Genomic DNA, 12431 nt, shown 5'->3' with positions numbered 1-12431 from the left:
GCGGGGCGGCCGAGGGGCCCGGCACACCTCACACCGCGTCCGGCCGGGCCTTCCGGACGCGCAGCACATGGCCGTCCAGGGGCAGCGGGGACAGGTCCACCAGGGTGAGGCCCGCGTCGGCGAACAGCCGGCCGTAGTGATCGGCACGCCGTTCGCGTCCGCCGACGTTGCACATCATGTGGAGGTCCCAGGCGGTGGCCAGCGACACCGAGCCGTCGGAGGGCAGGACCCGCTCGACGACGAGCAGATCGGCGTGGTCGGGCATCGCGCGGGCGCAGTGGCGCAGGATCTCGCGGCAGCGCTCGTCGTCCCAGTCGTGCAGCACACGCGACAGGACGTAGACGTCGCCGCCCCCGGGCACGTCCGCGAAGTCACCGGCCACGAAGGCGCACCGGTCGCCGAGACCCGCCTCGGCAAGTCGGCCGCGGGCCGCATCGACGGCGTGCGGACGCTCCAGCAGGACCCCGTTCAGACGGGGGTGCGCGGCCAGGACACGGCCCAGCAACTCCCCGTTGCCACCGGCGACATCGACCACGGTGGCCCCGCCGGGCGCCTCGGCGGCGGCGGTGAGCGCCGGATGCGCGGGCACCGGGTCGAACATCGCGGCTCCCGCGGCCATCGACTGGTCGAAGAGTTCCGCGAGCCGGGGGTCGCGGGCGAAGTGGTCGAAGTGGTTCTCCCCGAAGAGGTGCTCGAAGGCGACCTCCCCGGTGCGCACGGTGTGCCCGAGCCCGGCGAAGGACGCGTAGAACGGTCCGCCGTACATCAGCGCCAGCGCCCGCATCGACCCCGCGGCGTCCGCGCGCAGCAGCGCGCCCACCTCCGTGAGCCGGAAGCCGTCACGGCCCTCCGCCACCGCGCCCAGCATCACGAGGTAGCGCAGCAGCGTCGCCAGGTTCCGCGGTCGCGCGCCGACCTCCCGGGCCAGTTCGTCCACGCCGACCGCACGTTCGCCGTCCATGGCGTCGGGCACCCGCAGCTGGGCGAACGTGCTCAGCGCCTGCGTCGTCCACGCCCCGGTCAGCAGGCGCAGGAGCGTTTCAGCGGGCCGGCGGAGGCGATGCGCGTCGAGATGGGCGGCGAGCAGGTCGCGGTGATCACCGGGGACGTACAGCTCCACGCGCCGGTACCCGGCCTTGGCCTCGGCGGGCGCGCCGAAGTAGAAGACGGTGCCGTCCTCGTGCGGGTTGTAGCCGCCGCCGTCCGGGGTGGCTCCGTAGCGCGCGAAGGTCGCGCACAGGCCCCGCAGCACCAGCGGGTCCGGCGCCACGACGTCGAAGCCGACGTGGGTCTCGTGCTGCCGCTCCCGTTCGTGCGCGGCGACGGCGTCCAGGCCCGACCCCGGCGGCGCGGTCAGCGCGAACACCTCGACCATGCGGTGCGCCCCGTCGGCTCCGGCCACGGCGCGCCGCACGATGCCGACGTCCAGCTCGGCCGCCGGCCGCCGGTGCCGCAGGGCCAGCCGCTCGCGGACGACCACGCTCGGCTGCCGCGGCGCGACCCCGACGAGCCCGCAGTCGGTGAGCATGGCCGCCAGCTCCGCCTCGTCCGACGGGAAGACGAGCAGCGCGGCATGGGAGAAGCGGCAGTGCTCCACGAGCACGCGCAGCTCCGGGCCGTCGAGCCCGGGCAGCAGGAGCGGGAGCAGTGTGGCGGTGTCCTGCTCCTTGACGAAGTCGACGGTCGCGAGCAGGCGGGACGTGTCGCCCGACAACATCGTGATCATTGCGGGGTCCTCATTCAGATACGGGGAGGCGGAGGCGAAAGCGGAAGGGGGAAGCCGAAGGACGGGGTGGAAGCCGAAGTGAGGGGTGGAAGCCGAAGTGAGGGGTGGAAGCCGGAAAAGGGGAGTCAGCGGACGAGGGTGCCGGGCCGGCGTGGGAGCCGACTCGGAAGCCGGAAGCCGGAAGCCGGAAGCCGGAAGCCGGAGACCGGAAGCCGGGGCCTCGCCCTCACACGCCGACGTAGCGCTCGGCGAACCAGTCCTGATGGGTGCGCGACGTACGCAGTGAGGCGAGGCGGGAGCGCCGCAGGGCGTTGTGGAACAGCGAGGCGCCGTCCCAGCCGGACGGGCCGTGCAGCAGCCCGATCATCCAGTGGGAGAACTCCTGGGCCCGCCAGATGTACGTCAGACACCGCGCGGAGTACGTGTCGAGTCCTTCGGAGTCGCCGTGGAGGAGGTCGTCGGCGAGGGCGCGGGCGAGGAGCGACGCCTCCAGGACGGCGAGGTTGGCGCCCTTCGCCGCCGACGGGCTGATGAGACCGGCGGCGTCGCCCGCCAGGAACAGCGCCCCGTGCCGCAGGGGTTCGAGCACATCGGACTCCAGGTCGACGACGGCCCGCTGCGCGACACGCCCCCGGCGCAGCGGGCCGTACTCGGTCGCCCGCATCCGCAGATCCAGCTCGTCCCAGATCCGGTCCTCCGGCCAGGCGCCGGCCGAGGTGCCGCGCTCGCACTGCAGGTAGTAGCGGGTGATCTCGCTCGTGCGGGCCATGTGCCCGGCGAAGCCCCGCTCGTGCACGGCGTAGCCGACGGCGTCCAGGCTGGGCGGGGCCTCGGCAAGCAGTCCGAGCCAGGTCACGCCGTGGTCGTGGTGGTGCCGGCGCACCGACCCGGCCGGCAGCGACCGCCGTGCCGCCCCGTGCCGTCCGTCGCACCCGGCCACGTACCGTGCCCGCCAGGTGCCGGGCCGCCCGTCCGTCTCGCGCACGGTCACCGAGGGCCGGTCGGTGTCGGCGTCGAGCACGGCCACGGCCTCGGTGCCGCACTCGACCCGACCGCCGCGCTCCGTGAACCGCGTCAGCAGATCGGTGACCAGCTCCTGCTGGGGATAGACGGTGTGCCGCTCACCGCGCCCGAGCCGGCCGTAGTCCAGCCGGAACCGGCCGTCCATGGTGCGGAACTCGCAGGTGCTGTGCGCCTGTCCGCGCCGGTGCAGCCCGTCGGCCAGCCCGTGCCGCTCCAGGATCCGTACGGTGCCGGCGGCCAGGAATCCGGCGCGTGCCCGGGTCCGGAGGTGCGCGGGCTCGGCGCGTTCCAGGACGACGCAGTCGATGCCGCTGTCCTGGAGGAGATTGCCGAGCACGAGCCCGGCCGGTCCGGCGCCGAGGATGAGCACATCGGTCGCTTTCCGGATCTTCCTGTCTGTCACGACACGGGATAGTAGATGCCGTGAAGTGCCCTACTGAACGAAAATCACCTGAATGAGGAGGGTGGTGGCAGTGACGTAGGAGAGAGGGCCGCTGACGAGGGGTGACCGGCGAGGTGGGCCGATCACCGTTCGGTACGGTCCGCTTCCTGGGCGGGCCCGTGACTATCCGGGGGAGGGATGTTACAAAGGCCGGATGAAGGACCGTTTTGTCCGGGTGAGTCACATATCGTCACTGTGGTCGCTGGTGCGGAGGAACACGCGGAGTGTCGCGGGGCAGATCTTCCTCCTCCAGGTGGCGCTGGTGGTGCTCCTCGTGGCATTCGCCGTCTTCGCTCTCGTCATGCAGTCGCAGCGGCACACCAGCGCCGAGGCCAAACGGAGATCCATAGCCGTCGCGCAGACGTTCGCGCATTCCCCGGGTGTGCTGTCCGCCCTCCAGGCCCCCGACCCCGCGAAGATCCTCCAGCCGCTCACCGAGGCGGGCCGCAAGTCGGCGGGCGTCGACTTCGTCGTGGTGATGGACACCCAGGGCATCCGCTACACCCATCCCATGCCGGACCGCATCGGGAAGCGGTTCGTGGGAGAGATCGGCCCGTCGCTGGCCGGCAAGGTCTACACCGAGAGCGTGCACGGCCCCCTCGGTGACGAGGTCCAGGCGACCGTGCCCATCCGGGACACCCGGGGCGAGGTGGTGGCCCTCGCCTCCGCCGGGCTGAAGGTCAAGAACGTCTCCAGCCTGGTGGACCGCCAGATCCCGATCATCCTGACCGCCGGGGCCGGCGCGCTCGGAGTCGCCACGGCCGCCACGGCGCTCGTCGGCAGACGGCTGCGACGGCAGACCCACAGCCTCGCCCCGAACGAGATGTCCCGCATGTACGAGCACCACGACGCGGTCCTGCACTCCGTGCGCGAAGGCGTGCTCATCGTCAGCGACGAGGGCCGGCTGCTGCTGGCCAACGACGAGGCCCGGCGGCTCCTGGAACTGCCCCCGGACGCGGAGGGCAGGCAGGTCGCCGAGCTGCCGTCCCTGGAACCCGAGATGGCGTCGCTGCTCGGCTCCGGCCGCGAGGCCGCCGACGAGGTGCACCTGGCCGGGCCCCGGCTGCTGGTGGTCAACCAGCGGCCCACCGACCGCGGCGGAGGCCCCCGGGGCACCGTGGTGACACTGCGCGACTCCACCGAGCTGAGGGCCGTCTCCGGGCGGGCCGAGATCACGGGTGAGCGGCTGAAGCTGCTCTACGACGCCGGACTGGGCATCGGCACGACCCTGGACGTGGTCCGGACCGCCGAGGAACTCGCCCGGATCGCCGTCCCCCGCTTCGCCGACTTCGTCACCGTGGACCTCGCCGACGCCGTCCTGCACGGCGAGGAACCGGCGGCCACGGCGAAGAACATGCGACGCGTCGCCGTGTGCGGCATCCGCGAGGACCAGCCGCTCTACGAGAAGGGCCGGCTGATCGACTTCCTGCCCTCCACGCCCCAGGCCCGCGGTTACGGCTCCGGCCGCTCGGAACTGGTCGCCGACCTGTCGACCGCGACGGGCTGGCATCTGCAGGACCCCGAACGCACCGAGCGGATCGTCGACTACGGCATCCACTCGCTCATCGCGGCCCCCATCCAGGCCCGCGGTGTCGTCCTGGGCATGGTCAACTTCTGGCGCTCCAAGGAACACGACCCCTTCGACCAGGAGGAGCTGTCCCTGGCGGAGGAGCTGGTGGCGCGTGCCGCGGTCAGCATCGACAACGCCCGCCGGTACACGCGCGAGCACGCCCTCGCCGTGACCCTCCAGCGCAGTCTGCTGCCGCGGGGCCTGCCCGAGCAGAGCGCCCTCGACGTCGGCTACCGGTACCTCCCGGCGCAGTCCGGGGTCAGCGGGGACTGGTTCGACGTCATCCCCCTGCCGGGCAGCCGGGTGGCGCTGGTCGTCGGCGACGTCGTCGGCCACGGTCTGCACGCCGCCGCGACCATGGGACGGCTGCGGACCGCCGTGCACAACTTCTCCACGCTCGACCTGCCGCCCGACGAACTGCTGAGCCATCTCGACGACCTGGTCGGACGCATCGACCAGGACGAGGCGTGCACGGACAGCCCCGCCGTCGTGGGCGCCACCTGCCTCTACGCGATCTACGATCCGACGACGCGCCGCTGCACCCTGGCACGCGCCGGGCACCTGGCCCCGGCGCTGGTCCACCCCGACGGAGACGTCACCTTCCCCGATCTGCCGCCGGGACCGCCACTGGGCCTGGGCGGCATGCCCTTCCAGACCGCGGAGCTGGAGATCGCCGAGGGCTCCCAGCTCGTCCTCTACACCGACGGCCTCGTCGAGGACCGCAGCCGCGACCTCGACGAGGGGATGGAACTCCTGCGCAAGGCCCTGGCGGGCCACCCCGACCGCGCACCGGAGGAGAGCTGCCGGGCGGTGCTGGATTCCCTGCTGCCCGAACGCCCCACGGACGACGTCGCGCTGCTCATCGCCCGCACGCACGCGCTGCCGGCGGAGCGGATCGCCGAGTGGGACGTGCCACCGGACCCGGCCGCCGTCGCCGGCGTACGCGCCGCGGCGACCGACAAGCTCGACGAGTGGGGGCTGGAGGAACTGGGCTTCAGCATGGAACTGGTGCTGAGTGAACTCGTCACCAACGCGGTCCGCTACGGCTGCGAGCCGATCCGCCTGCGGCTGATCCACGACCGCACCCTGATCTGCGAGGTCGCCGACGGCAGCAGCACCTCCCCCCACCTGCGCTACGCGGCAACAACCGACGAGGGCGGCCGCGGCCTGTTCCTGGTCTCCCAGCTGACAGAACGCTGGGGCACGAGGTACACCCCCCAGGGGAAGGTCATCTGGGCGGAACAACCGCTACCGCCCCACTGAGAGGTCTGCCGCGGGCGGTCGTTCAGCGCAGGCGGTCCTTGGTCTTGTAGTACGCGCCGCCGAACGGCAGGAACCAGGCGGTGCCGTTGTAGAAGGGGACGGGGACCTTGGGGAAGCCGAGGTCGCGCAGGGGGTTGGCCTCCGGGTGGCCGTCCATCATCTCGGCGACCGCCCGGCCCATGTAGGTGGCCATCTGTACTCCGTGACCGCAGTACCCCATGGAGTAGTACAGGCCCTTGGCCCCCGGCGCCTCGCCCGCGTGCGGGAGGCGGTCCCAGGAGAAGCCGACCATGCCGCCCCACACGTAGTCGACACGCACCCCCGCCAGCTGCGGGAAGATCTCCGTCATCTCCCGCTTCAGGACGTCCCCGCTCTTGGCGTCGGAGGCCGGGTTGGAGGGCGCGAAGCGGGCCCGGCCGCCGAAGGCGAGGCGGTTGTCGGGGGTGAGGCGGATGTAGTGGCCGACGTTCTTGGAGTCGACCACCAGACGTCCGTGGGGAATGACGTCGCGAGCGCGCGCCTCGCCGAGCGGTTCGGTGACGATGATGAAGCTGCCCACGTTGATCAACCGCTTCCGGAACCAGGGCAGCGCCTTGTCGGTGTAGGCGTCGGTGGCCGCCATGACCTGCTTCGCGCGGATGGTGCCGCGCATGGTCTCGACGAGGAAGCCCCCGCCGGGGACCTTCGTCAGGCCCGTGGCGGCGTTCCGTTCGTGGATCTCCGCACCGGCCCGTTCGGCGGCCTCGGCCAGACCATGGACGAACTTGCCGACGTGCAGGGCCGCGCCGAGCGGGTCGAGCAGCGCGCCGTGGTAGTAGTCGGAACCGAGCTCGGCACGCAGTTCGCTCTTGGGCACCAGCACCGTGTCGTGGCCGAAGTTCTCGGCCAGCTCCCGCTGCTTGGCCCGCATGGCGTCGAAGTGCCGGGGCTTGAAGGCGACGCCGAGGCGCCCGGCACGGTGGAAGTCGCAGTCGATCTTCTCCTTGGCCGCGAGCTCCTCGACGAGGTCCACCGCGTCGCGGAACGCGTCGTAGATCTCGCGGGCGCGCTCCGTCCCGTAGCGTTTGCGCGCCTCGGCCGGGCTGATGGTGATGCCGGGGTTGCAGTGGCTGCCGTTGCGGCCTGAGGCGCCCGAGCCGACCTTGTCCTTCTCGACGAGGACGACCCGGGCGCCCTTGCGGGCGGCGTGGTAGGCGGTGGACAGTCCGGTGAGGCCGCCGCCGATGACCACCACCTCGGCCTCGTCCGGCAGGTCCTTTCCGGACCGGTCGGGCAGGGCGGGAGCGGTGTCGAGCCAGTAGGGGATCTGCTTCATGGCCGTACGTCCTCCGTGTTCTCCGGGCCGAGTGACGCCGGGTCAGCAGCCGAGCAGGGCCGGCAGGCCCGACAGGTCGGGCAGTTCGTCGTACGGCATGTAGTCGCTGCTGCCGAGGCGGCCGCTGCGGTTGATCCACACCCGGCGCTTCAGACCGAGGTCACGGGTCGGGATGTGGTCGTACTCCCAGCCCTGGGCGACATGGATGACCTGCGACGGCTCGACACCTATCGTCTTGAACGCGTGCTCGAACGCCGGCAGGTCCGGCTTGTACGCCCCCGCCTGCTGCGCGGTGATGACGTAGTCCCACTCCACGCCCATCTTCGCGATGTTCCCGGCGATCAGGTCGTCGTCCGTGTTGGAGATGATGGCGATCTCATACTTGCTCTTCAGGGCACGCAGCGCATCCGGGACCTCCGGGTGGGGGCCGAAGGCGGGGACGGCCTCCACGAGCGCGTCGCCGTCCGACGGGCGGTACTCCAGACCGTGCAGACGCATAGCCATCCGCAGGCTGGAGCGCACGACCTCGTGGAAGGGGCGGTACGCCTCCAGGACGGACTGGAAGCGCATGACGCGGAAGTCGTCGAGGAACTCGTCGACATCCAGATTGTCCAGGTCGAGCCGGTCGGCCACGATCTTCAGGGCGGTGGGGCCGATCTGGAAGTCGACCAGGGTGCCGTAGGCGTCGAAGGTGACGATGTCTCGCATGGTGTGCGGCCTCGATTCGGGCGTTGCGAAGAAGCGGGAGGGGAGAGGGGAGAGGGCGTCCCGAGGAGAAGGGGCGTCCCGAGGAGAGGGGGCGGCCGAAGGTGCGCGCCTCGTCGGGGGCCGGCTGGGAGTCGCCGCGTCCCTCGGACGCCACTGCGGCCTGCCCAGCCTTCATGCCACATTGTGGTACGTCATGCTGGAATCTGGCACGAGATTGCCAGTCGCGCGGAGGTGAGTCAAGAGGCTCGGAACGTAAAAGTTTCAGTTTGGAACTGAAAGGAAGGGTGCTACGCTGCCGCACCACAAGCGGGTACGACCCGCGCTCCGCGAGACAGAAGGTGAGAGCTGCCGATGACTTCCGAAGTGAGTCGAGCGCTTGTCAACTACCCCAGCCGGTTCGACCCGGCCGTACTCGGCGAACTGCCTGAGCGGTTGCGGTCCACCATCCAGCGGCGGCAGGACGTGCTGGGTCCCGGCTACACCCTGGTCTACCGGGAGCCGGTCGAGTTCGTCTCCGGTCAAGGCGCTCACCTGTTCGACCGGGACGGCAACGACTACCTCGACGCCTACAACAACGTGCCGTGCGTCGGCCACGCCCACCCGTACGTCGCCGAGGCCGTGTCCCGCCAGATGAGGGCGGTCAACACCAATACTCGCTACGTGCAGGAATCCCTCGTCGACTACGCCGAGCGCCTTGTCGCCACGTTCCCCGAAGAGCTGTCCAGGATCACCTTCGCCTGCAGTGGCTCGGAGGCGAACGACCTGGCGGTGCGCGTGGCCCGCTTCCACACCGGCGGCGAGGGGATCATCGTGACCCGCTGGGCCTACCACGGTCTCACCCGGGAGGTCGCGAGCTTCTCGCCGACGCTGGGCACCGGATCGCCGCTGGGGCCGAACGTCCGGCTCATCGACGCCCCCGATCCACGCCGCGTCCCGGCCGGCTCGACGCTGGCCGCGTACATGCGGGGCCAGGTCCGCGGCGCGATCGACGACCTGGAGCGCCACGGGTACAAGCTCGCGGCGCTCATCACCGACTGCGCGCACTCCAGCGACGGCATCTTCACCGACCCCGTCGGGTACATGCGGGACGTGGCCGAGGAGGTGCACGCCGCGGGCGGCCTCTACATCGCCGACGAGGTGCAGGCGGGCTTCGCCAGACTCGGGGAGATGTGGGGCTTCAGCCGCCACGGGGTGGTGCCGGACATCGTCACGATGGGCAAGCCCATGGGCAACGGCATGCCGATCTCCGGTGTGGTGTTCCGGCCCGAGGTCTGCGACGAGTTCGGCCAGAGCGTCCGCTACTTCAACACCTTCGCGGGCAGCTCGATACCCATCGCCGCCGGAGCCGCGGTACTGGACGTCTTCGAGGCGGAGAAGGTGCAGCAGCGGGTCATCGACAGCGGCCGGGCGCTGCGAGCCGGGCTGGAGGAGATCACCCGCGACTCCCCCTACGTCTCAGAGGTCCGCGGCAGTGGCCTGTTCCTGGGCGTCGAGTTCGTGAAGGACCGGGAGTCGCTGGAACCGGACCGCGCCCGCGCCGAGCACGTCGTCAACGACATGCGCGAGCGCCGCATCCTCATCAGCTCCACCGGGAAGGCGGTCAACGTCCTCAAGATCCGGCCGCCGCTGGCCTTCGACTCGGCCGATGTGACGCGATTCCTCGAGACCTTCGCGGAGATCGCCAAGACCCGCCTGTAGCGGACCGGTAACCGAAGGGACCCGACGATGAGCACCTCACCTTCCGCACGTGTCGTCCAGCAGCTGTTCCAGGAGAGCGGTCTGGCATCGGGCCATGAGCCCGTCGACCCGGCGCTGGTGGACACACTCCTCGCCCAGCACTACCGGCTGAGCGGAGATCTGGAGCGGCTGGCAACCGAGAAGGACGACACCTTCCGGCTCCGGCCGGGGACGGGGACGGGGGCAGGGGCAGGAGCAGGAGCACGGGCAGGAGCAGGAGCACGGGCAGGGGCAGGGACGGAAGCGGGGACCGGGACGGGGGCGGGGGCTGCGGCGGGGACCACTGATCATCTGGTCAAGGTGTCCCCTCCCGACGAGGCGGAAGCCGTCGTGGCCCTGCAGACGGCCGCGATGCGCCACCTCGAAGCCGAAGCACCGCACCTCCCCGTCCAGCGGGTCAGGACGACCGCCGCCGGCGGCGACCACGTACCGATCGAGACCGAGGACGGCAGAGTCAGAGTCCTGCGCGTCTTCGGTTTCGTCGAAGGCACTGTGCTGGCGCGAACGAGCTTCGACACCCGGCAGCTCGCCGAGGCGGGCAGGATGCTCGGGCAGGTGGACCTGGCGCTGCGGACGTTCCGGCACCCCGCGGACGAACGCCGCCTGGTCTGGGACCTCCGCCACTTCCACCACCTGCGGGAACTCGTCGAGTACACCCCCCACGCCACGCACCGTCGACTGGCCCAGGAGGTCTTCGACCTCTTCGACGAGGCCGTCGTACCGAGGCTGGGCGAGCTGGAGACCCAGGTGATCCACGGCGACTACAGCCCCTACAACGTCGTCGTGGATCCCCGGGCGGACGGCTACGTCACGGGGGTGATCGACTTCGGGGACTGCGTGCGCAGCGCCCTGATCTTCGATCCCGCCGTGCCGCTCGCGAATCTTCTGGGCCGCACGCCGTCGGATCCCTGGCGCGAGGCCCGCGCGTTCGTCAGGGGGTACGAGCAGGTACGGCCGATCAAGGACAGCGAGCTGCCCCTCCTGCCGGTCGCCGCCCTGGCGCGCCTCACCTTGCGCGCGCTGATCACCAACTGGCGCGCGGACCGGATTCCGGAGCGCCGCGACTACCTGCTCGACCATGCCAAGGACGACTGGGTCAACGTGGAGCGGGCCATGGCCGTCGCCAGGGACGAGGTCGTCGACGCGATGCTGAACGCCCGCCACGACGACCGCCGAACCGACGAACAAGGTCTTCGCGGCAGCGAACAGGGGCCTCGCGGCGGAGCCCAAGGGCCTCGCGGCGGTGCCCGCGGGCCTCGCTAAGGTCAAGACGTGAGCAGCAGCAACCCCACACCACGCGACTACAACAAGGCGAGCGTTCTCGACGTGGTCCTCTCGCGCGCGCCGTTGACCCGGAACGAACTCATCGAGCTCACGGGACTGAGCAAGGCGACGGTGTCGAGGGCGGTCGAGGAACTGCGCGCCGACGGATTCGTCGTGGACGGGGGAGTGGACGCCGTCGTCGGGCGCGGACGTAAGTCGACGTACCTCGATCTGCCCCCGACGACGGGGCACGTCGCGGGCATCAGCTTCGGCGTCGTGACCACCTGTGTGCTGGTGACCGATCTCCGGGGCCGTGAGATCGGGCAGGTGACCGTTCCGACGGTGGAGCACGATGACGCCGACACGGCCGGCGCGTGGCTGGTCGACCTGATCTCCCAGGCCAGGGCGACCGCACGAGGGCCACTGCGCCAGGTCGTCGCGGCCCTGCCCGCCCGGGTCCGCGGCGGCACCGAGGTCTTCCGGCCCGCCGGCCCGATGAAGACCTTCGCCGGCGCGGGTCTCCACCGAACCGTCGAGGACCTCGTCGGTGCCCCGGTGACCTTCGACAGTGACGCGAACGCGTCCCTGCTGGGGGTGCTCGCGGACGACGCGAGCATCAGGAACGCCGCTCTGTTCAGCGTCAGCAGCGTCCTCAACTTCGCCTCCTGCACGGATCACGAACTGGCTCGTGGCCGCACTCCCGCCTTCGGCGACTTCGGTGTTCTCTCCTCCGGCGTCGACGGCCAGACCCTCGACGGGCTGCTGAGCGCCCGGGGGCTCCTCACGTTCGCTCGCGCACACGGACTGGACCTCACCCATGTCGAGGACTTGTGGCGGACGCCGCAGGACGATCGAGCGCGGACGGAGGTGGTCGACGCGTTCACCACGGCGATCACCACGGGCGTGAAGGTCGTCGCCGTGACACTCGACCCCGAGTCCGTCTACTTCGTCGGACGGCTGCGCCCCCTCGTGGCAGAGGTGCTCCCCGAGGTACGGAAACGACTCGACCGCACCTTGCCGACCGTCCCCCGGATCGCGACCGCCCCCCAGGTACTGGGACTGTCGACAGCGCGCGGCGCGGCGACCGCGGCCCTGACCATGACGCACAACCACCTGCGGGACGTGCTGCTCAGGGCCCGCAGCCAGGACCGGCAACGGCAACAGGAGCAGTCCGCGCCGGCGTTCTGAGCGGACGTCGTACGGCCGGGGGAGGGGCGCTCGCGCCTAGGCCCTGTCGTCAAATTCCCACCTACCTCGCGACGCCATGCACGCGCTCTCGACGCACCGGGCCCTGACCCGAGTACGTCCAGTACACGGGTCAGGGCCCGGCACGCCGAGAGCACGCACCTGACGCCGCGGGGCCGCCCTTCGGGCGACGGCGGGA

General features: G+C 71.0%; 8 protein-coding genes. 4 read left to right on the top strand and 4 right to left on the bottom strand.

Going from position 1 to position 12431, the window contains the following annotated elements:
- Positions 1 to 28 precede the first annotated feature (28 nt).
- Positions 29 to 1726, bottom strand: a complete 1698-nt coding sequence (locus ACZ4Z2_RS18230; RefSeq protein WP_468077129.1) for a methyltransferase — start codon at positions 1724 to 1726, stop codon at positions 29 to 31.
- A gap of 226 nt (positions 1727 to 1952) precedes the next feature.
- Positions 1953 to 3152, bottom strand: coding sequence for a 4-hydroxybenzoate 3-monooxygenase (locus ACZ4Z2_RS18225; RefSeq protein WP_468077127.1), 1200 nt, complete (start codon positions 3150 to 3152; stop codon positions 1953 to 1955).
- Positions 3153 to 3345: 193 nt separating this feature from the next.
- On the opposite strand from ACZ4Z2_RS18225, the gene ACZ4Z2_RS18220 reads away from it, so the two are divergent.
- A complete protein-coding gene (locus tag ACZ4Z2_RS18220) occupies positions 3346 to 6024 on the top strand; it encodes a SpoIIE family protein phosphatase (RefSeq protein ID WP_468077125.1) in 2679 nt (892 codons plus the stop codon).
- 22 nt (positions 6025 to 6046) lie between these two features.
- Here the strand turns inward: ACZ4Z2_RS18220 and ACZ4Z2_RS18215 are convergent, their stop codons facing one another.
- Both ACZ4Z2_RS18215 and ACZ4Z2_RS18210 read right to left on the bottom strand, forming a co-directional pair.
- Positions 6047 to 7339, bottom strand: coding sequence for an NAD(P)/FAD-dependent oxidoreductase (locus ACZ4Z2_RS18215; RefSeq protein WP_468077123.1), 1293 nt, complete (start codon positions 7337 to 7339; stop codon positions 6047 to 6049).
- Between the two features lie 42 nt (positions 7340 to 7381).
- Positions 7382 to 8047 (bottom strand): haloacid dehalogenase type II, encoded by a 666-nt coding sequence (locus tag ACZ4Z2_RS18210; protein ID WP_468077121.1) that lies wholly within the window; start codon positions 8045 to 8047, stop codon positions 7382 to 7384.
- A gap of 363 nt (positions 8048 to 8410) precedes the next feature.
- Between ACZ4Z2_RS18210 and ACZ4Z2_RS18205 the strand changes: the two genes are divergently transcribed.
- Genes ACZ4Z2_RS18205 through ACZ4Z2_RS18195 form a run of 3 tightly spaced genes read left to right on the top strand, consistent with a single transcriptional unit; the run spans position 8411 to position 12235 of the window.
- Complete coding sequence (locus ACZ4Z2_RS18205; protein ID WP_468077119.1) at positions 8411 to 9745, top strand: aspartate aminotransferase family protein; 1335 nt, start codon at positions 8411 to 8413, stop codon at positions 9743 to 9745.
- Between the two features lie 27 nt (positions 9746 to 9772).
- Positions 9773 to 11047, top strand: a complete 1275-nt coding sequence (locus ACZ4Z2_RS18200; RefSeq protein WP_468077117.1) for a phosphotransferase — start codon at positions 9773 to 9775, stop codon at positions 11045 to 11047.
- Positions 11048 to 11056: 9 nt separating this feature from the next.
- Entirely contained in the window at positions 11057 to 12235 is a 1179-nt protein-coding gene (locus tag ACZ4Z2_RS18195; RefSeq protein WP_468077115.1) for an ROK family transcriptional regulator, read from the top strand.
- The last annotated feature ends 196 nt before the right edge of the window (positions 12236 to 12431 follow it).

The sequence above is a fragment of the Streptomyces sp. NPDC030183 genome (genome assembly GCF_055573455.1).
The sequence above is the reverse complement of the archived record's forward strand: the minus strand, read 5'-3'. Positions and strand labels throughout refer to the sequence as shown.